The organism is Spirosoma flavus (assembly GCF_054778555.1).
This window is the reverse complement of the sequence record NZ_BAAGZL010000002.1, coordinates 1,508,584-1,534,539: the sequence shown is the minus strand read 5'-3', so window position 1 is coordinate 1,534,539 and position 25,956 is coordinate 1,508,584. Positions and strand designations below refer to the sequence as shown.

21 protein-coding genes are annotated in these 25,956 nt (G+C 49.3%); 3 read left to right on the top strand and 18 right to left on the bottom strand.

Translation table 11 applies throughout. The features are described from left to right. Nucleotides 1-11 precede the first annotated feature (11 nt). Together ACYVF1_RS15270 and nagA are read left to right on the top strand one after the other, a co-directional pair. Entirely contained in the window at nucleotides 12-1,328 is a 1,317-nt protein-coding gene (locus ACYVF1_RS15270; protein WP_461080195.1) for a sugar MFS transporter, read from the top strand. Continuing rightward, a complete protein-coding gene (nagA, locus tag ACYVF1_RS15265; protein ID WP_461080193.1) occupies nucleotides 1,316-2,494 on the top strand; it encodes an N-acetylglucosamine-6-phosphate deacetylase in 1,179 nt (392 codons plus the stop codon). Before ACYVF1_RS15270 ends, nagA begins: the two co-directional genes overlap by 13 nt. 79 nt (nucleotides 2,495-2,573) lie before the next feature. On the opposite strand, the gene ACYVF1_RS15260 is transcribed toward nagA, so the two are convergent. From ACYVF1_RS15260 to ACYVF1_RS15245, 4 genes are all read right to left on the bottom strand, one after another. Beyond that, nucleotides 2,574-3,350 (bottom strand): SDR family NAD(P)-dependent oxidoreductase, encoded by a 777-nt coding sequence (locus ACYVF1_RS15260; protein ID WP_461080191.1) that lies wholly within the window; start codon nucleotides 3,348-3,350, stop codon nucleotides 2,574-2,576. 43 nt (nucleotides 3,351-3,393) lie between these two features. Continuing rightward, complete coding sequence (locus tag ACYVF1_RS15255) at nucleotides 3,394-4,590, bottom strand: hypothetical protein (RefSeq protein ID WP_461080189.1); 1,197 nt, start codon at nucleotides 4,588-4,590, stop codon at nucleotides 3,394-3,396. 85 nt (nucleotides 4,591-4,675) lie between these two features. Beyond that, entirely contained in the window at nucleotides 4,676-5,506 is an 831-nt protein-coding gene (locus ACYVF1_RS15250) for a type 1 glutamine amidotransferase (protein ID WP_461080187.1), read from the bottom strand. Nucleotides 5,507-5,640: 134 nt separating this feature from the next. Further along, on the bottom strand, nucleotides 5,641-6,741 hold the full coding sequence (locus ACYVF1_RS15245; protein ID WP_461080185.1) for a carboxylate-amine ligase: 1,101 nt from the start codon (nucleotides 6,739-6,741) through the stop codon (nucleotides 5,641-5,643). A gap of 250 nt (nucleotides 6,742-6,991) precedes the next feature. Here ACYVF1_RS15245 and ACYVF1_RS15240 point away from each other — a divergent pair, with 250 nt between their 5' ends. Further along, entirely contained in the window at nucleotides 6,992-7,249 is a 258-nt protein-coding gene (locus ACYVF1_RS15240) for a hypothetical protein (RefSeq protein WP_461080183.1), read from the top strand. 17 nt (nucleotides 7,250-7,266) lie between these two features. On the opposite strand, the gene ACYVF1_RS15235 is transcribed toward ACYVF1_RS15240, so the two are convergent. The 14 genes from ACYVF1_RS15235 to ACYVF1_RS15170 all read right to left on the bottom strand — a co-directional run bounded on the left by ACYVF1_RS15235 (nucleotide 7,267) and on the right by ACYVF1_RS15170 (nucleotide 25,595). Further along, complete coding sequence (locus tag ACYVF1_RS15235; protein ID WP_461080181.1) at nucleotides 7,267-8,904, bottom strand: hypothetical protein; 1,638 nt, start codon at nucleotides 8,902-8,904, stop codon at nucleotides 7,267-7,269. A gap of 6 nt (nucleotides 8,905-8,910) precedes the next feature. Continuing rightward, complete coding sequence (locus tag ACYVF1_RS15230) at nucleotides 8,911-11,139, bottom strand: hypothetical protein (RefSeq protein ID WP_461080179.1); 2,229 nt, start codon at nucleotides 11,137-11,139, stop codon at nucleotides 8,911-8,913. Next, a complete protein-coding gene (locus tag ACYVF1_RS15225) occupies nucleotides 11,136-12,326 on the bottom strand; it encodes a BatA domain-containing protein (RefSeq protein ID WP_461080177.1) in 1,191 nt (396 codons plus the stop codon). The genes ACYVF1_RS15230 and ACYVF1_RS15225 overlap by 4 nt, the downstream gene beginning before the upstream one ends. A 56-nt stretch (nucleotides 12,327-12,382) precedes the next feature. Further along, nucleotides 12,383-13,234: a DUF58 domain-containing protein gene (locus ACYVF1_RS15220; protein ID WP_461080175.1), complete on the bottom strand. Its 852-nt coding sequence runs from the start codon at nucleotides 13,232-13,234 to the stop codon at nucleotides 12,383-12,385. A 122-nt stretch (nucleotides 13,235-13,356) separates the two neighbouring features. Further along, nucleotides 13,357-14,331, bottom strand: a complete 975-nt coding sequence (locus tag ACYVF1_RS15215; RefSeq protein ID WP_461080173.1) for an AAA family ATPase — start codon at nucleotides 14,329-14,331, stop codon at nucleotides 13,357-13,359. An 80-nt stretch (nucleotides 14,332-14,411) separates the two neighbouring features. Next, nucleotides 14,412-15,029, bottom strand: a complete 618-nt coding sequence (locus tag ACYVF1_RS15210; RefSeq protein ID WP_461080171.1) for a DUF4159 domain-containing protein — start codon at nucleotides 15,027-15,029, stop codon at nucleotides 14,412-14,414. 36 nt (nucleotides 15,030-15,065) lie between these two features. Beyond that, complete coding sequence (locus tag ACYVF1_RS15205; protein ID WP_461080169.1) at nucleotides 15,066-15,572, bottom strand: GNAT family N-acetyltransferase; 507 nt, start codon at nucleotides 15,570-15,572, stop codon at nucleotides 15,066-15,068. A 2-nt stretch (nucleotides 15,573-15,574) separates the two neighbouring features. After that, nucleotides 15,575-16,090 carry a GNAT family N-acetyltransferase gene (locus ACYVF1_RS15200; protein ID WP_461080168.1) on the bottom strand — a complete coding sequence of 172 codons (516 nt, stop codon included), beginning with the start codon at nucleotides 16,088-16,090 and terminating at the stop codon, nucleotides 15,575-15,577. A gap of 32 nt (nucleotides 16,091-16,122) precedes the next feature. Then, nucleotides 16,123-17,460 carry a TldD/PmbA family protein gene (locus ACYVF1_RS15195; protein ID WP_461080166.1) on the bottom strand — a complete coding sequence of 446 codons (1,338 nt, stop codon included), beginning with the start codon at nucleotides 17,458-17,460 and terminating at the stop codon, nucleotides 16,123-16,125. A 73-nt stretch (nucleotides 17,461-17,533) separates the two neighbouring features. Continuing rightward, nucleotides 17,534-19,174, bottom strand: a complete 1,641-nt coding sequence (locus tag ACYVF1_RS15190) for a TldD/PmbA family protein (protein ID WP_461080164.1) — start codon at nucleotides 19,172-19,174, stop codon at nucleotides 17,534-17,536. A 102-nt stretch (nucleotides 19,175-19,276) separates the two neighbouring features. Beyond that, nucleotides 19,277-20,623 (bottom strand): TldD/PmbA family protein, encoded by a 1,347-nt coding sequence (locus ACYVF1_RS15185; protein ID WP_461080162.1) that lies wholly within the window; start codon nucleotides 20,621-20,623, stop codon nucleotides 19,277-19,279. A 63-nt stretch (nucleotides 20,624-20,686) separates the two neighbouring features. Beyond that, nucleotides 20,687-22,327 (bottom strand): TldD/PmbA family protein, encoded by a 1,641-nt coding sequence (locus ACYVF1_RS15180; protein WP_461080160.1) that lies wholly within the window; start codon nucleotides 22,325-22,327, stop codon nucleotides 20,687-20,689. A 136-nt stretch (nucleotides 22,328-22,463) separates the two neighbouring features. Further along, nucleotides 22,464-23,831 carry a TldD/PmbA family protein gene (locus tag ACYVF1_RS15175; RefSeq protein ID WP_461080158.1) on the bottom strand — a complete coding sequence of 456 codons (1,368 nt, stop codon included), beginning with the start codon at nucleotides 23,829-23,831 and terminating at the stop codon, nucleotides 22,464-22,466. Nucleotides 23,832-23,921: 90 nt separating this feature from the next. After that, nucleotides 23,922-25,595, bottom strand: coding sequence for a TldD/PmbA family protein (locus ACYVF1_RS15170; RefSeq protein ID WP_461080156.1), 1,674 nt, complete (start codon nucleotides 25,593-25,595; stop codon nucleotides 23,922-23,924). Nucleotides 25,596-25,956: the final 361 nt, after the last annotated feature.

Below are 25,956 nucleotides of genomic sequence, written 5' to 3'. Positions count from 1 at the left end.
TCACTTAGTTTATGAACTCATTAGCCATTGATACCCGGGGTCTGACAAAACGAGATACGGCGATTTCTATATTTCTGATCGGGTTAATGTTTTTCATTTTCGGGTTTGTTTCCTGGGTGAATTCCATCCTGATTCCCTATTTCAAAATAGCCTGCGAACTCACTAGTTTTCAGGCCTATCTGGTAGCATTTGCCTTCTACATTGCCTACTTCGTGATGTCGGTGCCGGCGTCGTATCTGCTCAAAAAAGTGGGCTTTAAGAAAGGGATGATGATCGGCTTCTGGTTCATGGCGTTGGGGGCTTTTATTTTCGTTCCGGCGGCCATGACCCGCACCTATGTCATTTTTCTGATGGGGCTATTTACCATCGGAATTGGCCTGTCTATTCTGCAAACGGCTTCAAATCCGTACATCACCATTCTCGGCCCAAAAGAACGGGCTGCCCAACGTATCAGTCTGATGGGTATCTGCAACAAGGCCGCCGGAATCCTGTCTCCGCTGGTTTTTGCCGCCGTCATCCTGCGTCCGACCGACACCGATTTGTTTGCTAAACTGAGTACCATGGGCTTCGCCGAAAAGGCTGCTGCGCTCGACGAACTGGTCCGGCGGGTGATTCCGCCCTACGTAGCACTGGGAAGCTTTCTCCTACTATTAGGATTCCTGGTCTATCGCTCGCCCCTGCCGGAACTGAATACGGAACAGGAGAGCCCTGAAGTGGCGACCGCTAACGCCGGAAAGACAACTATTCTGCAATTTCCACATCTGGTATTAGGCGCGTTTGCCATTTTTTTTCACGTTGGATCTCAGGTAATTGCTATCGATACGGTGATTGGATACGCCGGTTCGATGGGCGTTAATTTGCTGGAAGCCAAAGTGTTTCCATCATATACATTATTCTGTACGATCTGCGGTTACCTAATAGGAATCAGCCTGATTCCTCGATTTATCAGTCAGGTCAACGCGCTACGTATCTGTACGCTGCTGGGCACTACGTTCAGCCTACTGATTCTGTTTACCAAAGGAAACGTTACGTTGCTGGGTCACTCCACCGACGTATCACTCTGGTTTGTGGTGCTGCTGGGATTAGCTAATTCGCTGATTTGGGCGGGTATCTGGCCACTGGCTCTCGACGGTTTGGGGCGTTTCACGAAGCTGGGGGCGTCGTTACTGATTATGGGGCTTTGTGGAAATGCTATTATGCCCGTTTTCTACGGTTATTTCGCTGATAAATTCGACCTTCGGACGGCGTACTGGGTGCTGATACCGTGTTACCTTTATCTGGTTTTTTACGCCGTTAAAGGCCATCAAATTCGGAAATGGGGGTTCTGAAAATAACAAATGGTACGTTAATAACGCCTTACCGCTACGTTCGCGGTGGTACGTTGGTGATTGAAGATGGACGTATTATAGGTATTCATGAGCGTGATGTCGACGTACCTAATGCTACGTTGCTCGATGCGAAAGGGCAATACGTAGCACCGGGATTTATCGACATTCACGTACACGGCGGTGGTGGTTACGACTTCATGGATGGTACGGAAGAAGCTTTCCTGAAAATTGCTGAACTCCACGCTCGTTACGGCACTACGTCGTTGGTTCCTACTACGTTGACCGCCGAAAAAGAAGATCTTTTGCAGACGCTGGATGCATTCGAACGGGCAAATCAGAATAACCAGCAAGGAGCTGCGTTCCTGGGAATTCATCTGGAAGGGCCATACTTTGCTATGAGTCAGCGAGGGGCGCAGGACCCGCGTTACATCCGAAATCCAGACCCGCAGGAATACGAAGAAATCCTGGCTTATTCATCCTCAATCGTCCGGTGGAGTGCGGCTCCTGAATTACCCGGTGCCATTGCGTTCGGGCGTCGGCTGCGCGAGAAAGGAATTCTGGCGGCTGTGGCGCATACCGATGCAGTTTACGAAGATGTACTAGAAGCTTATGAAAATGGCTACTCGCTGGCAACGCACCTGTATTCGGCCATGTCGGGCGTGACGCGTCGGAATGCGTTCCGTTATGCGGGAACCATTGAAAGTGCGTTTTTGCTGGATATGGATGTTGAGATTATTACCGACGGTATTCATCTGCCGCCACCATTGCTTAAGCTGGTTTACAAAATCAAAGGGGCCGACAAAACAGCGCTGATTACTGACGCCATGCGGGCGGCCGGAATGCCCGAAGGCGAAAGCGTATTGGGTCCGCTCAAAAACGGATTGAAAGTACTAGTAGAAGACGACGTAGCAAAACTGCCCGACCGTAGTTCGTTTGCGGGAAGTGTGGCCACAACCAATCGGTTGGTACGTAACATGGTACGACTCGCCGACGTATCATTGCTGGACGCCGTGCGCATGGCCAGTACGACTCCGGCACGTATCATGGGTGTTGATTCGCGAAAGGGCTCATTAACAGTGGGTAAAGATGCGGACATCGTCATTTTCGACGACAATATCACTATTGCCGCTACGTTGGTTGGCGGGAGAATTATTTACTCAAACTAAAAGCACACGCGTGTACTAGAAGCCAACGATGGTTGACTCGAAATGGCAGAGTTCTTTCTTAGCAGACAAAATGTAGGTGTTAAATCACCGTTCCGCCATCGGCATAGTACAGGCTTCCAGTGCAGTATGACGAAGCATCCGAGGCCAGAAATAGGGCGAGGGGACTAATTTCGTCGGTAGTTCCCATGCGGGCAATGGGAATGCGTTTGGTGAAATGATTCAGGATTTTTTCGTCCTGCCAAAGTGCCTGACTGAATTTCGTTTTGATCAGACCCGGACAAATGGCGTTGACGCGGATGCCGTCTTGCCCCCATTCTTTCGCCAGCACTTTGGTGAGCATATTTAAAGCAGATTTACTCACGCTGTAAATGCCCAAACCGGGGTCGGGTGTGTGACCAGCGATGCTGCTGACCATAATTACACTGCCGCCACCGCGTGCTTTCATGCTGGCATGACATAGCTTGCTCAATTCAAATGGAGCTTTGACGTTGGCCTGCATAATTTTGTCGAAAGCGGCTCCGTCGCAGTCGAGTGAGGGGCCGAAGACCGGGTTTGAAGCTGCGTTATTCACCAGAATATCAATGCCGCCATACGTAGCAATTGTCTTATCGACCAATTGCTGAAGTTGAGCTGAATCACCAACGTGCGCAGCTATGCCTGTCGCTTCGCCCCCCTGCGCTTTGATGTCATTGGCGAGCGCATCACAGGCGTCCTGCTTTCGGCTGCTTACTACGACTTTTGCGCCAAAACGAGCGAAAACGCGCGCCATGTCTTCGCCAATGCCTTTGCTGGCTCCGGTAATAAGAGCAACTTTATTCGTAAGGTCAAAAAGTACTTTTTCGGGTTGAGAAGTCATGAAGGAATAGTCTTAAAACGTAGCACTGATGCGGTTAGAAAGGTTACTTTTCGAAAAAACAGACTGAACCGCCGACCCAATCTTTATTTTTATTGAAATTAACGCCAATCATTTCGCCCCGGCTCAATCGGCTGAGGTTGGTAATCAAGGTTGGTTTTGGATCATCTTTCGGCCAAATAAACAGCATACGTATTTCGCATTTTACCAATCCATCAGGCGACTGGATAACTGGCTCATATTTCACCTTTCGTTGGAGCAGGTAACCGTTACGTTGTTCATCTGGTATGGCGTCGAGGTCGGCCGTCGTGATGTTTAGTTTTACGCCACTTCCGGCAAATGAAAATAGTGGTTTCAATACGTAATTTTCCAGATCGGCGGGATACGTAGCGAGGTCGGAGAGGTAGTAACTGGTTGGTACGTAGGGACTTTTCAGCAACGGAAGCGTGTATTTGCTGATGCGGAAAAACCAGTTCGGATGCCCGATCCACTCAACATCTACGTCGTCAGTGAGCTGAAAGTCAGATTGTAAATCGGGAAAATTTGTCAGATCGTCGAAAATCAGTCGGTTATAAATTCGCTTGATACGTACCTGCCGACCGGCTTTTTCGTAGTACAATTCGCGGCCTTCTTTTCGGATTTTGGTCAGGCAAACGGCTTTAACCCCGGTGTATTTCTCCGTCAATACAAAGTCGATGCGTGTCTTTTGCTTCTCTGGATAAATTTCCAGCAAAATCACTTCCTCCGGATTGCAATCTCCAACGAGCATATCGCGCAATCGCTCCAAATAATCATCGTTCGTTTCGACAGTGAATAAATGCGAAAGTGTATCAGGAATTGGATATAAAGTGCGAAACTGGTTTGCTACGTAAGGTTGAAACCCATAAAGCGATGGAAAGCCCTGTAATTCAATCAGCTGTGGGGTTAATTCTCCCGTTTCATCATGACAAACGGCGAAATCGACGGCCAGAAATTGTGTGTGTTCGTCTTCGTTTGGTACGCGCTGGCCCTCAGGAATTGCTTTTTCGGTCAATGCCTTAAAATCATCACGAGTTATAACGTTAACGATATCGTCACAGGCTTGTAAAATCTTATCTGTCAGCAGTTTTGGGACGAAAACGGGCGTTTCTGCTACGCGGAAATCCAGCAAACCAGGTAGGTCGGCATTGATTTTATCCAGAAAAGCCTGGTACGTTTCCGGGCTGAACGCTGCATTGAACGATTGACGAACGGACTTGATCATGGTTCAGATTCATAAAACCCAGTAACCGGCTAGCTGATTACTGGGTTTTGGTAAGATAGTTTATCCAAAATGGATTGATGTTACGTTATTCCGCAAACTGCTCGGCGGGCGCCAATGACGATATTGCCCGACGCAAAAATCCTGGCAGAATTACCGATTCAGTCAGCGGAATTTTGTCGGGATCCTGTAAATAAGCGACCATGTCGTCGTATTTGGCCTGACCAAAATTTTTAACAATCTGGTTACGCTTCTCCTCTTTCATAAAGTAACGTAGCATACCTTCGTTATCGGCTTCGGGATGGAACTGTGTACCAATGACTTCGGGCGAAAAACGCATGGCCATGACCGCCCGATCGAGTGGTATGTGCGGACGAATTTTTTCGAGACATAAGATCGTCGCACCCAATTCATCCATTCGTTCTATGTTTGGCGAGGTAATCTGGTAGTCACGCGAATCGACGGCATAAAAAGGATCAGGAAGACCACGTAGCAGCGGCTCCGAACAGCCATCATCCGTTTTGTGTACAGGTAAAATACCAAATGACGTAGATCTCCGCCGACTCAGCACCGCCAGATTGAGGTGGCGGGTTACCAGTTGGAACGAATGACAAATTAGAAAAACAAATTTCTTGCGGTCGTTCCGTCGGTTCCAGTCGAAAAGCTGGTCAATCAGATCAAAATAGCGAGCTTCCCATTCATCGGTTGACGCCATCGGACTGCCTGGACCACCCGACGAAATATATATGTCATAATCCAGGCCAGGAATTTGATTCTCAGCCCGAACATTAAACACGTCGAATGCCAGCTCGGCGTGGTCGTTTCCCTGTACGTTGCGGATAAGCTGTACAATACAACGCATACCTTCGTTGGCATGGTTGTTATTCATATCCAGAACGGCAATTTTTACGATACTCATAGAGGTAAATACATCTTTTAAATAAGTAAACAGCTTTCTGTTGCTCCTTTTTAGACGTTCAAGTGGTCGAAAGGACAACTAAAAACAGAAAACTATTTACAGACTCTGGACGCCAGTCGGCCCCTTTTTCAAAACTACTGGATACCGTAAGAAGTTTCTTGTACGATGTAATCGACTACGCTTTTCAGGTCGTTGTGTTGCTGGAAAACAGCGAGTTGCCGATCAGCGCCGGTACCCATTTCCAGGATTTTCAGTACGTATTCACATTCCGCGCGACTGCCCAGATCATCCACTACGTCGTCGATAAAATTGAGTAGTTCGTGAATCAGGTGATGGGTCGGCACTTCTTCCTGTTTGCCAAAATCGATTAGTTTTCCTTCAATACCATAACGCGCGGCCCGCCATTTGTTTTCGTTGATGAGAATACGGCGATACGGGCGGAAATTGAGGTTCTGCTTGTGCAGTTTGTAAATTTTGGCAACCAGCGCCTGCATGATCGCAGCCAGACAAATCGTCTCGTCGACGCGCATTGGTATGTCGCAGATACGGAATTCAATGGTGTCGAAGAAAGGGTGGAGCCGGATGTCCCACCAGATTTTCTTGCCGTTATCAATACAGCCCGTTTTTACCAGCAGTTCGATGTATTCGTCGTATTCTGCTGCCGACGAGAAAAAGTCCGGAATACCCGTCCGGGGAAATTTATCGAAAACTTTGGAGCGATAGGATTTAAAGCCTGTGTTACGTCCCCGCCAGAACGGCGAATTCGTGGAGAGGGCGTAGATGTGGGGCAGAAAATAACGTACCGCGTTCATAATCTGGATACCCTCGTTACGGCTCTCAATACCTACGTGGACGTGCAGACCAAAAATCAGGTTCGAGCGGGCTACGTCGCGCATTTCTTCGATGAGCCGGTCGTAGCGTTCGTTGGGCGTAATGAGCTGTTCCTGCCAGTCGGAAAATGGGTGCGTTCCGGCCGCGGCAATTTTAAGATTCTGTTTTTCAGCGAGTTCGATGATCATCTTACGGAGGTACGTAACCTCCTGGCGCGCATCATGAATGTTGTTACATACGTTGGTGCCTACCTCAACCACTGCCTGGTGCATTTCGGCTTTTACGCGTTCCTGTAGCACGATCTGCCCGCCATCGACAATCTTCGACATGTGCGAACGCAACTCGCCTGAACTTGGGTCAATTGTTTGAAACTCTTCTTCAATTCCTAAGGTGAAGATTGGCATCGGCAATATGGGTTTGAAAATATGGTTCTGTAAGCTAAGAAACGAAAATGGAATATACTAGTTTTTGAATTGACGCGCTACGTTCGGTACGGCCAGGTATTTTTTTTAGATAAAACTTGATGTACACACAATCGGGGTTTCTGTTAAGTATGCAGAATAGGCAACTCACGGCTCCGTTTGTTAATTTTCGTAAACCTGATAGTAGTCTGATAAGTTGTGTTTTATACAGAAAATGAAAAATGTAAACGCAATGAGAACGAAACGCGAGAAAGATTTAATTAAAAAATACTGGCTATTCGGTGGGGGAGGAGCAATGCTTCTAGGGAGTGGATTGGCCGTATTATTACATGGCTCAAAACAAAAAGAAGCAAACGCCGATCCTTGGTTTTGGGTGAGTACCGGCGGATTTGCCCTGATTATGTCGGGTTTAGGTTTTATTGGCGATGCCAACCGCTTTCGGACGCTGGCTGATGTGCTACGGGAGCTTGAGCACCGTGAGAAAAAGTAATTTATTCAGCTTGAACCTCAGCTAATTTTCGGCTCAACCCATAATGCTGTGAAACACGTAATCAGTAGTAACAACCAGATCCAGTTTGGCAGCTGGCTTTTTACTGCGTTATTCAAACTCCCGCTAACGGTTTGCTTTTGAGTATGAGCTTTTATGAACTGACTGACTAACTCTTTGTTACGTAAGCGATTGTCAGTTGCTCCGTCGTTTACATACATTGCCAGCGAATCCTGAACCGGTTGCCAGCCTGAGTTGGTAAACCGTGCTACCCCTTCCGACAATCGGTCGTTTATGGGGAATGGCTGCAAATACGTAGTGTCTGCCCCGATACGTAACAAATGAGGCTGCTTGCCAGAACTGTTGACGAATATTGCCTGCCGAAGTCCTTTGTAAAGTGGGGCTTCAACTTGAATGGTATTCTGGTTAGGTCGAGATAATTTGGCCAGTACTCCCGTCCATAAGCGGGCATACGTAAGGCTGTCTCCACTGAGCGAAAGCGGATACGTTTCGCTCAGTAAGCTGACCCCCACACGGCCCGAAGTCTGCTGAACGGCGACTGGAAAAGTGGGTACGTTGAATTGATTCAGTTGATCGTTAAAGCGATAGGGGAGTGCATTTAAACCGTTACCGATGGCAATTGTCGGCTCGTTACTCATTCTGCGCACCTGCCAGCGACTCCCGACTGCTCGATTAATAAGCTGGCAATCCGCTTCAGGATTGGTCAGGTTAATGAACAATACGGCTTTACCATCCGCAAGGATTTTACGTACCGCTACGTTGTTGGCGTTGGCTGGCTCAGTTATGATGAGATCAGTCGGTTTTGTTGCTGATTTAGGGGCTTTGTTAATAGCTACGCTACTGTTCAGGTTCTTCGATAATGTAGCGGAAACAGTAACCGTGTGCCCCTGTTTGCCCAGCCAGTCAGCTAGCGTTTTGCTCTCAAAATCAGGACTATTTGATAGAATCTGGATCGTAAGAGGCCGGGTTGGCTGGGCAAAATAACGTAGCGTATCCAACGTAGCGTTGCCCAACGTAACATCTACCTGATTGCGGCCACGAGCGAAGACGGGAAACTGAAAGGCGAACGCGTTCGCTCCTTTACGTAGCGACATACTGTCCAGCGTTCGATTACCGAATTTAAGTTTTAATACGTTCGGTTCAGACGCTAAAATCTGACCTGTTACGTGCTGGATTTCACCCTGCTGCACAACGCCTTTCCAACGTATCGACTGCAACTGATCGGGGGCGGTATAGGGGATCCAGCGTAGCGCTACGTTGCTTAGTTGCGCGAGTGTTCCGATTGGAAATTGCTGTCCAACCAAGGTTATGGAGTCATAATTGGGTTTGATGTTCCGGCTGGTGAAGCTTTCCCGAATGTGCAGACTATCTTTTATCTGATCGGTAAAAGTTGATGGTACGTCGTCGCCAACGAGCATAACATGCCGAGACGGGCGTTCTACGGTCCATTCAATTTGTAGAAAGTAAACGAGCAACAGCAACCACAGCAACCCATTCAACCCACCCCGAATCCACTTGCGAGACGTACTAAGTGACGAATTACGAGCGACCAGCCAGAGCTGGCCTATCAGCAGAATAAGCAACGTAATGGCAATCAGCCAGTTGATCGGATTTGTCCAATTGACAGTAATGTGCATAGCGAATTACTTGAGTTGTCGCCAGAAAGCCTGCTGCAATTTTCGGTCGCTTACGTAGGCTGAACCGGTTCGCTCCGATGCGTTTACCAAAGCGTATAGCCGCGTTTTGAGCCCCGATTTTTCGGCAACGGTAATAGGTTTTCCGGCTACAACTTTCTGTAGCGTCGTCAGTACCGACCAGTTTGTGAGGCCGCTGTTCATGACGCCCTCGGTAAGGGCATTACCCAACTGTTGTACGGTCTGGCGTTGCCGGGCATTCAAGGTCGGCAAATCAAGATAACCGAGTGTTTCGGCAACGAGCGTTTCAATACGTTGCTGCGAATAGGTGCGTTCCTGCCGGAAAGCTTCTGTTACGTTCTTCAGTTCGCCTGTCAGACGCGTTTCTTTTTCTTTGGTCTGAGGAGGATCGAAGCCGGTTTTTTTGACGTAGGAGCGGGCTTTCTGCTGCGATAACTTCAAATATTTCAACGCTTCCTGTTCAAAAGGCAGAGCTTTTTCGGGCTCGTACATGCGCAAATGCAGTTCCGACTGCCACATATTTTCCAGAGCCATTTTCAGCAACGACCGCGTCGATTGTTCATGAAACGTATTGGTTTCGGCATCGTCGTGTGAGTGCATGTATTGCTCAAGCAACGCTGCGACCGGATCTTTGTCGTCGGAATTTCCGCCCCCGCCATGATTGTGCCCATCGTCGGCGCTGTGTGCCGGCGCAGGAGCCGGGGCAACCTGCTCACCTTCGCCCTCATCGTGCTTGTGCATATAGGCTTGAATAGCGGCCATACCAGCCACCACAGCCCCATCGCCATTGGTTGGGAGCGGGTTGCCGCCCCCGATGTTTTTCTCAAATTCTTCTCCTAAAAACTGTCCGTATCGGAGACGTAACGCTTTCTGATCGAAGCCGATTTCGTTAGACTGGCTTTTGAATGGCCTGTCTGCCATCTTTTTGCGACCCGCAATCAGTTTTTCGGTATCGATGATGATCTGCCGCTGACTTCGAAAATACTCCGGCATGATGTTAACCGCCATCGTCGCTAATTCGCTTTCTTCTAGCTGTGTAGTGTCTTTATAGACGACGAAATACGTGTCTGACTTCGTGAAATTTGGCTCAGGTCGGCGATTATCGAAAGCGGCCCAGTAATAATACAATTCGTCGCCAGGCGCGAATTGCAAAGCGTTGAGGTCGAGCGTTTTGGAAAGGCGAGCTTCCCGGAAATTGGCCTGACTGAGCGGAAATTTCATTTCCCGAAATTTCACGTTCTCGCCCGATCCACGCGCTACTGTAGCCACGATGAACGCCTGCGATACGCTGAAATCATCCGAAATTCTGGCTGCAATGTTCAGCGTTTTCGGGTCTTTCAGGTAATGAAATTTATACAGTTCTTTTGAATCAGGTTCAATTTTAGGCGCCAGATCAGGTTTGGCTTCGAGCCGGTAAAAATCGGACTGATAGATGACCGAATCGCGTTTATTTGCCGTCTGCCAGTAGGCTTTGATTGCATATAACCCCGAACTAATCAACTTATCCTGATACGTAAAACCGTCGCCCACTTTCTGAAAAGCTAATTCCTGTCCCCGGGCACCGACCAGACGTACCGATACGTTCTGAGTATCAGTGAACTGGATACTCCAGGTCAGCATAGAGCCAACCGTGGCCGACACGTTGAGATTGGCAGAGCGAATATCGGGTAATCGGGTATAGGCTGGCGGCTGAACGTGCAAACGGGCCGATTCGAACGCAGGAGCGACTGGTTTTCTATCGGGTAAAATACTTGAAAGGAATCCTTGCTTTTTGGGCGCATCCGGGGCATTTTTCGCGAGTAGGGGATACGCAAAATGAATGCCCAGCGCCACCAGAACCGGCAATAAATACAGGCCTATTTTCGACAGTAATACGACCGGAATTCGGATAGTTTGTATCCGCTCATTTAATCGCTCTAACTGAAGTTGCTCGGCCAGATTAAGTTGTGATTTGGTCAGTAAAGGCAAGCTGTATTCAGCGTCGCCAACGGTTTGGTGAATAAGCCGGACCGCCTGCTCCGTTTTGTTCTGAGTTAGCTTATTAAAAAAAGCGCCAAGGGCAAATCCAGCAATGCCAGCCAGCAAGGGCCAAATGAACGTATTCGTGAACGTAGCGGTCAGTAGGTAGGCCGACATTGCCAACAACAGACAACGTAGTAACGCGTTGGCGTACAGCTGATACGTAATGGACGAAAGCAGTCGTTTCAGTTCGTTCATGCGTTTTTTGTTAAGGCGAGCCAGCGTTCTGCTAGTAGTAAAACGATAAAAAGCAGTAAGAGTGCATGTTGAAGACCGGGCTGTTGCTGCGCATCCGTTTTCGACGACGGCACAAACAGCGCTTTCAACTCCTGCTCACTTAAAGGTAACTGGCTCGTATAAAGCTCAAAATGACGTAGTAAATGCCCACCGAGCCATTCGGGTAGCTGCCCCGTTTCTACCCGCTCCGATGTTTGTGGGGTGAGTGTCTCGTTCGTGAAAATGACGTTACGTGCTCCCAAAGGTTGCATGGGGGCCGACACTACGTAAAGCGTTTGGGGGCGTGGTTTCGACGGCAGTTGATCCGTTAAAATCCACTCGTACGTTCGATTAGGAACTGGTCGTTCGTCGATGGTTAAATCCAGCGAATACACGTCGATAAGCGCTATCAGGGCGGCTTTTACCGTTTGTCGTTCCAGTTCATTTCGGTAGCTGATCAACGTGTACAACGTACCCGAATGAACCGGTTTTCCAGCTGTCAGGCTTGGTTCTAACTGCGGTACGCTGACCAGTTTCCCGGACCGATTGATGAACAGTTTTTTGTTTTGTTGAACAGTCAAATAGGGTCGGGGGGCAGCGGCTGAATCAACCATTGCATGTAATCGGAAACGAGCAGGTACCGTAATGGCTGGTAAGTCGGCTAACAATTGAGTGTTCAATACGTAAAGATGAAGCTCGGTATTCTTCGCATCAAGCTGATTAATAGCCGTTTGAAGTGATAAGCCATCTGATTGAGCTGACTGTTGAGAGTACGTAGTTTTCTCGCCTAAGGAGTTAAGCTGGTCATCTGCCCAGGCCACCCGCTCGCCTTTTTTTTGCGCTTCTGTCAACTCAAATCGGAAATTATCGGCAACGGCGGCACTCGGCTGAACGAGATGTACTTTCTGAATAGTGGGCTTTTTGTTTAACCAGTCCAAAATCGGCTGAGCCAGCAGAAAGACGAGCAAAATCACCAGAAGACACCGGAGTATCAGGAGCGCAATATTGTCGAGTCGGAGTCCGCGACTTTGTTGTTGCTGCTTCTCTATGAGCCATTGCGTGGCTGCCCAGGGCATCGGTTTCCCTTGCTTCTGATGCCAGAAGTGAATCATCACCGGCACCAGAACAGCCAACGCTCCCCATAACAATGATGGCTCAATAAATGACATTTTTCAGGTTGTATCAATAAAAGATCTAAGCCGTTTCTGAACCGCACAGACTTCACTTATTTCAATAAAAACTGCTTCAGTACCAGAGCGATTGGTTCACTTAATTGGGTACGTATCAATTGAACGTGTGGCAGGCGAAAACTCTCTTCCAGATTCTTCAGATAGTCGGTTGCGCGTTGCCGAACCGTATCTCTGACGACATCGGCCTGTAATTCAAGTTCTTTTCCGGTTTCAAGGTCCTGAAATCGGTAGAAGCCACTTAGCGAAAAATCGGTCTCCTGATCGCCCAGTATCTGAAACAGCACAATCTCCCGTCGAGGAGCGGCCACTTTCTGGATAAGATTCACCCATTCATCGTTCACCTGCAGAAAGTCGGATGCGATGATGAGCACCTCAGCTTGTTTGCGGCTAAATTCAGGAATAAAATCGCCCTGATTAACCCAAGGACCGGAAGCCTGGGCCGCTTCGAGTTGCGCCACAATCTTTAGAAATGACTGTTTTCCCGGCGGAACCAGCGGCTGAACCAACCCTTGTTTCAACGCGTATAAACTCAACTGATCGCCCTGACGATTGGCCAGATACGCCAGCGAAGCCAGCAAAATCTTCGCATAGTGTAAACGACTGATGTTCGCTTCTGTATAATTCATCGAACCCGACAAATCGATCAATAGCCGGATTTGCTGATTACTTTCTGTCGCTGATTCCCGTACGAGGTGATGGCCAGTTTTCGCAAATAATTTCCAGTCGATACGCTTCGGATCATCACCGGGAACGTAGTGCCGGAATTGCTCAAACTCCGTCCCAATCCCCGACCGCCGACTCTGCTGAACGCCCAGCATCAACTCATCACTGACCAGTTTTCCGGCCAGTTGAAGATTATTCAGTTTGATGAGGTCCTGGGTGAGCATGTGACAGCGTTATGAAGTTGTAATGTTCTAGCGTTAAAAAGTTGTGGGTTGGGTTTATAGCAGCTAGCTTTATAAACTTGCTGCTCTGTAACCGCTTTGTCAAGTCGGCTTACAGCTTCTCTTCATTTTACAGTTTTCAGTAATTCGTCTATTACTTTATCCGTTGTGATGCCTTCGGATTCGGCGCGGAAGTTTAACGCGATCCGATGACGTAGCACGGGATAGGCCAGCGCCTGAATATCTTCGGGAATGACGGAAAACCGCTCGTGTAATACCGCCCGCGCTTTCGCACATAATACCAGTGCCTGACCCGCCCGTGGGCCAGCGCCCCATTCGCCCCACTGCTTTACAAACGCCGACGTAGTAGTTTGCGGGCGCGAGGAACGTACCAGCCGATTGATGTAGTCGATTAGTTCATCGCTGATGTGAACCTGCCGGGTTAGGGTTTGTAAATCAAGTATATCCTTGTCGGACAATACGGTATCCAGCTTCGGTTTGGCGGTGCCGGTCGTACTTTTCAATACGTTCAATTCCTCGTTTTCAGACGGATAACTTAGCTTGATATACAGCAGAAATCGGTCGAGCTGGGCTTCGGGGAGCGGATACGTACCCGCCTGCTCAATTGGATTCTGGGTTGCAATGATCAGGAAAGGCCGGGGAAGTTCATAGTCGGTGCCGCCATACGTAACCTTGTATTCCTGCATGGCTTCCAGCATGGCGGCCTGCGTTTTGGGCGGGGTTCGGTTAATTTCATCGGCCAGCACTACGTTGGCAAACAGCGGGCCCCGGTTAAACACAAAGACTTTGTGGCCCGTTTCGTGGTCATCTTCCAGGATTTCGGTGCCAACAATGTCGCCGGGCATCAGGTCGGGCGTAAACTGAATTCGTTTGAATCGCATTGCCAGCGCATCCGACATGGTCTTGACCATCAGCGTCTTAGCCAGCCCCGGTACGCCTTCGAGCAGGCAATGTCCACCGGCCAGCAACGTAGTAAGCACTTCGTTGATAGCCTCCTGCTGCCCGATGATGACCTTTCCGATTTCTGCTCTTAGTTGCGGTAGTTTGGCGACGAGTGTTTTGTAATGTTGTGTATCCAATGTCTATTCAGGTTGTATGTTGATGTATGATATAGGAGGCATCACTTGTTTGCCAATACATCATACATTCTAAATAAAACTCAAGCGGTTAGCGCATACGTGACGATGTTTACTCCAAATTTTGTGTTGTCTTCGGCCAGAAAACGCTTGTTTCGAAAATCGTAATCCCACTCACAGCCGTAGTCTTTGTTGCTGTACAACACGCCGATACGTCCGTTGATGGTTACGGCTTTGAGATAGTCATGAACCAGATCATCACCCCATCCATTCAGTTCGAACGACGTAGTAGGTGGCCCCTCGTCAAACTTGAAAAAACAGGTGTAAATCGGGTGCGTATTCGGTATTTTCTGTAACGCTTTTTGGCCAAAAGTCCGGGCCATTTCCTGCTCGAACGATTTCGCAAATAGCCCGTCTACGTCGTGATTGCAGTCGTCGACGAACACGAAGCCACCGTTTTGAACGTAGCGTTTAAAATGATCTCGCTCCTGAGCCGAAAACTCGACCAATTTGTGTCCGCTGAGGTAACAAAACGGACTTTTAAACAAGTCTGGGCTACTTAACTGAACCACCCGCTCCTTCTGGTCGACCGGCAACGTAGTATACTCTACCAGTGAATGCAACAGGTTCGATGGCATCCGCTGATCGGTGTCCCAGTCGCCGGAGGTATATTGGATTCGAGTGAAAAAAAACGGTTTCAAAAGCGTTTGTTGAGTTTGGTGCACTACGTAGTGCTGCTACGTTAACGGTTTTTCCATAATAAAATCTTCCATCAAAAAACCTTCGCCAATATCAATGTCTTCCTGCCCAACCACTGAAAAACCCATTCGTTCGTAAAACTGAACGGCTTTGTTAAATCGGTTTACGTTCAGCCCGAGTCGAGTATTTCCGTTACGTAGCGCGGTTTCGGCCACTTTGTCGAGCAATAACCGCCCAACGCCTTTGCCCTGACTAGCAGGCAAAAGATATATTTTATGGACTTTCGTTAGTGGCTCTTCTTTATAATTCAGTTCATACGATACGTAACCTAAGGGTTCGTTAGTGGGCTGGTTTTTCGCCAGCAGAAAAACGTGATGTTTATCCTGTATCTGCGACTTGAGCGAATCCAGACTATACATCATATCGAGCATATAACTAATCTGCGTGGGCGACAGAATAGCTTCGAACGTACTGGGCCAGGTTCGCTTGGCGATGTCCTGAATAATCGGAAAATCGGCTTCACTAACTTCTGTAATTGCAATCATGCCTACTCATTATTCATTTTCGTCCAGGCCATCAATAGGCTGTCTTCAAAAGAACCGTCCGCATTTCTGGTTTTGTTCCGCATCGTGCCTTCCAGAACAAATCCCAGACTTTGGTAAAGTCCGATTGATTTCTGATTCGACGCCCGCGATTCAAGCTCAACACGTAGCACTTCAGGAAACCGGATCTGTATGTCAGCCAGAAATGCCTGAAACAGCATTTTGCCAATCCCTTTACCTTGATAATCAGGATGAACCGCTATGGTCAGACCGGTTAAAATATGGTCGAAAATATGGATTCCGTATTTCGACGCGTGGATTTCGGCAACCAGTCGGTTCGGTTCGTCGGTGGCAACGAGCATCAGCCCCTGCCTTGCCGTAGTTTGAAACAGCGATGCTACGTACGCATCCGTAATTTCTGCTTCTGTTCGGGCAATGCCCTGGCTGATACGCGCTACGTCCCGATACAGTTCACAAAGTGCGTTTTTATCCTGAAGGAATCCGTGCCGAATCGTGACCATTATGTCAATTCGCTTCTACGTTAACTTTATCTTTACACCGCATCCGAAAGACTGGTGAACGTGAATTCCCGAATTTTCATGGGTGGAATCAGGTAGTTCTGATCCGTTTCGGTGCTGACGACACGTTCTGGTTTACCCAGGGATTCGAGGTTATTGAGCATGATAATCGGACTTTCGTTGAACCGGAAGTTCTTGACAGGGTGCTTTATTTTCCCGTTTTCAATGTAGAACGTACCATCGCGGGTAAGGCCGGTGAGCAGGATCGTTTGCGGATCTACGGAGCGGATATACCATAGTTTGGTGACCAGAATACCTCGTTGCGTACTTTTAATCATGTCTTCGAGCGAAGCGTTGCCGCCCATCATGATTACGTTATTGGGGCCTGGAATGGCTTTTTTGCCTTGTTTTTGCGCCCAGTATCGTGAGTACGACAGATTTTTAGCTACCCCTTTCTCAATCCACATCGTTTTTTCCTGCGGACGCCCATCGCCCGACCAGGGTGATGCGGGCAAATCGGGATTTGTTGGGTCGGAATAAATGGTAACACGTTCATCAACAATCTTATCGCCCAGCCGTGATTTGCCGCCCGCTTTGCTGAAATACGACCGGCCTTCATCTGCCGACCGGGCGTCCATGTTGAAGAAAATGTTTTCGAGCAAAACGACGGCGGCCGTTGGCTCCAAAATAACGGTGTATTTACCTGGCTCGATGGCACGTGCTTCGGCTGAACCCTGCGCTTTCTGGATAGCGATACGTGTAGCTCCAGCGGTATCCAGCTTATTGAAGTCGCTAAAACCGCGTGCTACGTATCCGGAACCTTTGCCATCGGGCGTACGTACCGTCAGAGAGAAATTAACGTTAGTGCTTGGGTAATAGGCGAATAAGCCTTTGGAGTTCATCATGGCTGAGTAGCCATATTGATCCTGCAAAAAGCCAGCGGCTACTAAATTTTTTTCTCGCGAAAGTTGCAGGCTTTTGTCGACAGCATCAGCGCGTTTATCGGGCGTAATCTGAGCAGTTGTGTCGAAAAACCCATTCGATTTCAGGTATTGTTGCGGGTCCAATACGCTCACATATTCCGGGTTTTCGGGGGCCAGCCGGGCCAGCTCCTCCGAACGACGTACCACTTTTTCTAGAGAAGCATCATCAAATTCGTCGATAGTGGCCACGCCGACTTTTTTGCCAAATGCCGACTGAACCGCCAGGTTTTTGTTGATGAGCGAGCCGCTGGTCGACACTTCGTTGCGGGCATAACGTAGATTACCCCGTTCTTCGCCGAGAATATTGACTTCGCACTCGTCAGCTTTCGAGTAACTGAGAACTTTAGTGAGCAGCGCCTTAGCTTCTGCTTCTGTGAGTATGATTGCCATGATTTTAGTCGGTCAGTAGCTTTCGGTCAATAGTCGTCAGAATGCTGGTGACTGTCGACTATCGACCGATAACTTATATTTTTCTTGCCGTATTAATAACATTTACGCCGTTGAATCGTGCCGTTGAGCTCCCATGCGAAACCGCACTCGACTGTGGGGGCTGCCCTTTCCCGTCGAAGAATGAGCCACCAAGTCGATAGTCTTTTTCGTCGCAGACCGCTACGCAGGAGTTCCAGAATTCCTGCGTATTTGACTGGTACGCTACGTCCTTGAGCATCCCGGCAATCTGACCATCTTTGATTTCGTAGTATAGCTGGCCGCCAAACTGGAAGTTATAGCGTTGCTGATCAATGGAGAACGAGCCGTCACCGATGATGTAAATACCTTTTTTGACGTCTTTAATCATGTCCTGCACCGATAAAGGCGTTTTGCCAGGTGCCAGCGATACGTTGGCCATGCGTTGAAACTGCACCGAACTCCAGCTATCCGCGTAGCAGCAGCCCTGCGATTCTTTTTCGCCGATGATGTGCACCTGATCGCGGATGGCCTGGTAATTCACCAACGTACCATCTTTCACCAGATCCCAACGCTTGGTCTGCACACCTTCGTCGTCGTAGCCAACGGCGCCCAATGAACCTACCTGCGTTTTATCGGCGAACAGATTGACCTGCTTGCTGCCATAGTTGAAATTCTTGGTTTGCCACTTATCCAACGTAGCGAAGCTGGTGCCCGCAAAATTGGCTTCATAACCCAGTACGCGATCGAGTTCGAGCGGGTGACCAACGGATTCATGAATGGTCAGCCAAAGGTGCGAGGGGTCCAAAACAAGGTCATACTTACCGGCTTCGACTGATTTGGCTGCATGCTTGGCGCGGGCTTGTTTTGCGGCTGCGGTAATGTCCTCCAGCATGTCGTAGCCTTTGTTATACCGAGTCGTGATACCCGTAATTTTATCGGCCGGATTAGTCTGAAGGTATTCATAACCCATACCTACTGGTGCGCTTAGCCCCTGCCGCGTCTCGAATTTACCCGTTTTTGGGTCGATTGCTGTTACGGTGGACAGTGGCCAGATGCGGTGAATATCCTGGTCGGCGTAGGTACCATCGGTAGTAGCCAGATACTTCTGCTCATTGACCATGAACAGGATGGAGTTCACGTAGTTAGCTCCGTTTTTCAGGGCTGCGTTGTTGACGGATAAGAGCAAATCAACTTTCTCCTGAATAGGCACCTCAAACGCATTTTTTTGAATGGGTGCTTTCCAGCTTACTTCGCCATACCCTTTCTGCGGAGCCAGCTGCACAGGTTGTTTCATCAGCTTGGCGTTCGCTTTTGCAATAGCTACGGCTTTTTCGGCCGCTTTGGCCGTATCCGTCTCGCTTTTCGCATCGACCACGGCGGCAAATCCCCAACACCCATCGGCAATCACCCGAACCCCAACGCCATACGATTCCGTGTTGACGATATTCTGTACTTTATCCTCGCGGGTAACCACAAATTGATTCAGGTAGCGGCCAATACGTACGTCGGTGTACGTAGCACCTTTACTTTTGGCCGCATTCATGGCGGCATCGGCAAGGCGCTTCTTGACGGCTACGTCCAGGCCGGGTTCCAGTAGCATTTCAGGCGTAACCGGGCGTGAAAAGGCGGGTAAGGGTGGCAACAGGATACCAGCAGTACCCATGCCCAGAAGTTGGTTAAAGTGTCGGCGGTTCATTGAATTAAGAGTTATAAGGTTGTAGGTTGTAAGGTTATAGCATTGTGTGGCTGTCGAACCAACTTTACAACATTATAACCTTACAACTCTATAACTTAAAGTCTACACGGCGTCAGACAGGCTGGTAAACGTAAAGTCACGAATTTTCATGGGCGGAATCAAGTGCCCACCTGCCCGAACGGGCTTGCCCAGCGCTTCGAGGTTATTAAGCATGATGACCGGGCTCTCGTTGAACCGGAAGTTCTTGACCGGGTACTTAATCTGCCCATTTTCGATGTAGAACGTACCGTCGCGGGTGAGGCCCGTATAGAGCAAAGTCTGCGGATCAACGGCGCGGATGTACCAAAGCCGGGTGACCAAAATTCCTTTCGTTGTGCTTTTAATCAAGTCGGCCAGCGATTCTGTACCGCCTAGCATAATGATGCCGCTAGGTGGAGGTACGGCTTTCACGCCTTTTTTCTCCGCCCAGTAGCGCGAATACGTCATATTCTTCACAACGCCTTTTTCGACCCACGTCACTTTTTCCTGTGGACGGCCATCGCTGCCACCGCCAAAACGGCCGCCCCCTCCTCCGCCGAATGGCGACAGGGGTAACTCGGCATTCATCGGGTCAGTAATGATGTTGACGCGTTCGTCGAAAAGTTTCTCGCCCAAACGCGTACCTCCGCCTTTTTTGCTTAAAAAACTTCGGCCTTCATCGGCGTTTCGAGCATCCATGCTGAACATCATGTTCTGTAATAACTCAACCGATGCCGTCGGCTCCAGAATGACCGTGTATTTACCGGGTTCCAACGCACGGGCGTTTACGGAGGCTACCGCTTTGCTCATGGCTATTTCCGTGGCCGCTTTGGTGCTGAGTTTCGATACGTCGTTCACATCAGGATTGGCGTAACCCGAGCCAAGTCCGTCGGCGGTACGTACCGTAATCGAAAAATCGACGCCGGTTGAGCGGTTATATCCAAACAATCCCTTGCTGTTGCCAATCGACGAAAAGCCAGTGGTATCTTCCATATAACCGGCGGCTGTCAAATTCTTCTTTTTGCAGGGATCAATGCTATCGAAAGCGGCATTGGCCCGGAATTCGGGATCGATTTTGGCGGTACTTTCGGCGTACGTATTGGTTTGCAGATACGTTTGCGGCCCCAGCATCGGCATGTATTCTGGGTTTTCGGGCGCAAGCTTTGCAATCTCCTCCGCCCGACGTACCGTTTTCTCAAGCGACGCATCATCGAGTTCGTTGATGGTCGCCGTACCCGACCGTTTGCCGAACACGGCTGTCACCGCAAGCGCCATGTTATCGGCTTCACCGCTGGTCGATACCGAGTTACGGGCGTAGCGAATGTTGCCGGTACGTCCCCCCGTCAGATTGACGCTGGTTTCGTCGGCCTTGGCGTAGGAAAGAGCCTTATCTATGATACGTTTTGCTTCGTCTTTGGTTAAGATGGCCATACATTTAGTTGATGATGTAGGATATATGAGCTATGAAAGATGACACATCGCTCGTATATCTTTTTAGATTTTCCGTGCAGTATTAATTACGTTAACCCCATTAAAACGAGCCGTTGAGCTACCATGCGAAACCGCGCTCGATTGAGGTGGCTGGCCTTTTCCGTCGTTAAATGCGCCACCTAACCGGTAATCTTTTTCGTCGCAAACCGCTACGCAGGAGTTCCAGAATTCGCGGGTGTTCGCCTGGTATGCTACGTCCTTGAGCATTCCCACGATCTGACCGTCTTTGATTTCGTAGAACAATTGGCCACCAAACTGGAAATTATAGCGCTGCTGATCAATGGAGAACGAACCGTCGCCGATGATGTAGATCCCTTTTTTAACGTCTTTAATCATTTGGTCAACGGACAACGGCGTTTTTCCGGGAGCCAGCGATACGTTGGCCATGCGTTGAAACTGTACTGAACTCCAGTTGTCGGCGTAGCAGCAGCCCTGCGATTCTTTCTCGCCAATGATGTGCACCTGATCGCGAATGGCCTGGTAATTCACCAGAATGCCATCTTTTACTAGATCCCAACGCTTGGTTTTAACGCCTTCGTCATCCCAGCCCACGGAACCTAATGAACCTTCCTGGGTTTTATCGGCGAAGAAGTTAACCACCGGACTGCCGTAATTGAAATTCTTGGTTTGCCACTTATCCAACGTAGCGAAGCTGGTGCCCGCGTAGTTGGCTTCGTAACCCAGTACGCGGTCGAGTTCGAGCGGGTGACCAACCGATTCGTGAATGGTCAGCCAGGTGTGCGATGGGTCGAGGACGAGGTCGTATTTGCCCGCTTCCACCGACTTGGCCGAGAGTTTTTCTTTGGCTTGCTTGGCGGCTGCGGTAATATCTTCCAGCATATCGTACCCTTTGTTGTACCGGGTCGTTACGCCCGTAATCTTGTCGGCCGGATTTGTTTGCAGATAATCGTAGCCCATCCCCATTGGCGCACTCAATGAATTCCGGGTAGCAAACCGCCCGTTCTGCGGATCAACGGCTGTAACGGTAAAACTCGGCCCAATCCGGTGAATATCCTGATCGGAATACGTACCATCGGTCGAGGCAAAATATTTTTGTTCGTTAACCTGGAACAGTACGTTGTTCACGAAATTGGCTCCGTTTTTCATGGCCGCAGCGTTGCAGGACAGCAACAATTCCACCTTTTCTTTAATGGGTACTTCGAAGGCGTTACGTTTGATCGGAGCTTTCCAGCTTACTTCGCCAAAACCCTTTTGTGGGGCGAGTTGAACGGGTTCGGTCAATAAGCGGGCGTTCGCTTTGGCAATCCGAATGGCTGTTTCGGTGGCTTTGACTACAACCGATTCATCTCGCGCATCACCTACCGACGCAAACCCCCAGCAGCCATCGGCAATAACACGTACGCCAACGCCAAACGATTCGGAGTTGACGATGCCCTGCACTTTGTTCTCGCGGGTGAGTACGAACTGGTTCAGGTAGCGGCCAATACGTACATCGGCATACGTAGCACCTTTGCTTTTCGCCGTGTTTAGCGCGGCATCAGCCAGCCGTTTTTTTACGGCTATATCCAGACCAGGCTCCAGCAATTGTTCCGGGGTAACCGATCGCGAAAAAGCGGGTAATGAAGGCATCAGCATTCCGGCTGCGCCCATACTTAATAAATGATTAAAATCTCGACGATTCATTGAAGTGAGAGTTTTCAGGTTGGGTACAAGAGAGTTATAGAGTTGTGTAAGGTTGTAACGTTGCGCTGGGCCGCCTTTGCGGTTCCCCGCTAGGACTGCCGCGTTCACAGACTTTAAACCCTTTATAACGATATAACTACACGGCGTCAGACAGGCTGGTAAACGTAAAGTCGCGAATTTTCATGGGCGGAATCAGGTTGCCCCCCATCCGAACGGGTTTACCCAGTGCTTCAAGATTGTTGAGCATGATGACCGGGCTTTCGTTGAAGCGGAAGTTTTTGACCGGGAATTTGATCTGCCCGTTTTCGATGTAGAACGTACCGTCGCGGGTGAGCCCCGTATACAATAATGTTTGTGGATCGACCGGGCGGATATACCAGAATCGCGTAACCAGAATTCCTTTTTCGGTACTTTTGATCATATCAACCAGCGACTGCGTGCCACCTTCCATAATGAAATTCGCTGGCGGAGGTACAGCTTTTACGCCTTTTTTCTCCGCCCAGTAGCGCGAATACGACAGGTTTTTCACAACGCCTTTTTCGATCCAGGTGATCTTTTCCTGCGGACGACCGTCACTGCCGCCACCCCCAAAACGACCACCGCCCCCTCCTCCGCCAAACGCGGCAGCGGGAACTTCCAGATTCGTCGGGTCGGAATAAATCGTGACCCGCTCGTCAAATAATTTGTCACCCAATCGCGTAGAACCCCCTTTTTTACTCAGAAAACTACGCCCTTCTTCAGCATTTCGGGCATCCAGACCATTCATCATCGCAGCCATAAGCGAAGCATCTACGTTGCTCAACAGGGCGGCTGGTTCCAGAATAACTGTGTATTTTCCGGGCTCCAGCGCTCGCGCGTTTGTCGAAGCCATCGCTTTCTGCATGGCAATCTCGGTGGCGTCTTTCGTACTTAATTTTGATACGTCCGTTACGTCGCGGGTGGCGTAACCAGAGCCGGTTCCGTCGGCGGTACGTACCGTAATCGAAAATTCGACGGAGGTTTCCCGGTTATAGGCTGATAATCCTTTAGTGTTACCGATAGCCGTAAATCGGGTCGTATCTTCCATGTAGCCAGCCGCTGTCAAATTCTTTTTTCGGCAAGGATCAAGACTGTCGAAAGTAGCTTTGGCCCGAAATTCGGGATCGATTTTGGCCGTATTTTCGGAATAAGGATCAGCCGGAAGATACGTTTGCGGCCCCAGCATTGGTACGTATTCCGGGTTTTCGGGCGCAAGTCGGGCCACTTCTTCGGCGCGCCGGACAGTCTTTTCAATCGACGCGTCATCAAATTCGTTGAGCGTTGCTGTACCAGCCCGTTTGCCGAATACCGCCGTTACACTCATCGAGAGGTTAGTGCCTTCGCCACTGGTCGATACGGCGTTGCGGGCATAACGAATATTGCCGGTACGTCCCCCCGATAGGTTGACACTCATTTCGTCGCACTTGGCATAGGAGAGGGCCTTGTCAATTATTTTTTTTGCTTCGTCTTTGGTTAAGATGGACATGGTTCCTTGTTGTAGGGTTGTAAAGTTGTTGCGTTGTAGAGTTTGTTTTGCGTCAGCAACTTTATAACTCTACAACCTTACAACTTCCCTTTATATCTTCCGACCTGTATTGATTACGTTGACGCCGTTGAAACGCGTTGTTGCTGACCCGTGCGAAACGGCGCTGACTTGTGAAGGCTGCCCCTTTCCATCGAAGAACGAACCGAATGTGCGGTAATCGTCCTGGTCGCAGAGCTGGGTGCAGGAGTTCCAGAATTCCTGCGTGTTCGACTGGTAGGCTACGTCGTCGAGCATACCTACGATTTCGCCATTCTTGATTTCATAGAACAACTGTCCGCCAAACTGGAAGTTATACCGCTGTTGGTCAATAGAATACGATCCGCGTCCAATGATATAAATACCTTTGTCAACGCCTTTGATCATGTCGAAAACCGAGCGTTTTTCCGTACCGGGTTTGAGTGATACGTTCGGCATCCGCTGAAACTGTACCGTACTCCAGTTGTCGGCGTAGCAGCACCCGTTCGATTCTTTCTCGCCCAGAATAGCGGCCTGGTCGCGAATGGCCTGGTAATTCACCAGAATACCGTTTTTGATCAAATCCCACTCTTTGCAAGGAACACCCTCATCGTCGTAACCGACCGTGCCGAGTGTATGCGGCTGGGTTTTGTCGGCCACGATATTGACTAGTTTGCTGCCGTAGTTGAACGTTTTGGATTTCCATTTATCCAACGTAGCGAAACTGGTTCCTGCGTAATTCGCTTCATAGCCCAGTACGCGATCAAGTTCGGTAGGGTGACCAACGGATTCATGGATGGTCAGACCGAGGTGATTGGGGTCGAGCACAAGATCATATTTGCCGGGCTGAACGCTTTTGGCCGTGAGTTTTTCTTTCGCCTGTTTCGCAGCCAACGTAGCATCTTCAACCATGTCGTACGAATACCGGTAGCCTACCAGACCGTTTGGTGCTTTTATCTTTTCGGAAGCCAGTCCATCGAGGTATTCGTAGCCCATGCCCATCGGCGAACTGATGGCATCGCGCGTTTTGAATTTGCCGGCCGCCCGGTCAACCGCAGACACCGTGAACGTTGGCCAGATGCGGTGAATGTCCTGATCGATGTAGGAGCCGTCGGTTGAAGCGAAGTATTTCTGTTCGTTGATAAAAAACAGGTTCGACGTAACGAAAGCCGCGCCGTTTTTCAGCGCTTCGCCGTTAACCTTCATCAACAGATCGATTTTTTCACTAACGGGAATCTGAAAGGCGTTTTTCTGAATGGGGGTTTTCCAGGCTACTTCACCAACGCCTTTCTGCGGAGCCAGTTGAACCGGTTCTGTTTGCAGGCGAGAATTAGCTTTGGCGATGGCCACGGCCGTCTTCGTACAACGGGCAATGGCATCAGGTGTTACGTCGCTGGTGGCGGCAAAACCCCACGTACCATTCGCAATAACCCGAATACCGATGCCGTACGATTCAGCGTTGACAATATTCTGAACCTGTTTCTCGCGTGTAAATACGTATTGTTGGAGGTAACGGCCGATGCGCACGTCGGTGTACGTAGCGCCCTGACTTTTGGCCGTATTGAGTGCTACGTCAGCTAATGTTTTCTTGGCAGCAGCGTCAACACCTGCGCCCCAACCTGATGCATCGGACAGATAGTCTGCCGATACGTTATTGCCAAATACCGGGACGCCGGCCGCCGGAATTCCAGATGTAAAAAGGCTACCAATTCCCAGTCCCGACAACTGGATAAAATTGCGTCTTTGCATGTACTAGGTTGTTGATGATCGATTCAAACATTCGCAAAACGCGAATATGGTTAAAAATGCTGAAGTGACGGTACTTTTGTGACGAGCGGTACGTCGAAATTTTGCCAATATGCCTAATATTATTCGGGGTAAAGACTTATATGCAGAGATTTTTGTAGGATTTATAGAAAATAGATTAATGCTACGTAGTTATGGATGTAGCGTAATTTGAGGAGTTTATTCAGGACGTATTAATAACGATTCACGCCAACATTTGCGATCTGGAAGAGAAGCGAACCTTCGCTAACCCAAACGTCGGACCGCCCGAAAGAGCATGATTACATCGACGGGCGCTTATTCAGTTACGGCGAAATGCTGGCCA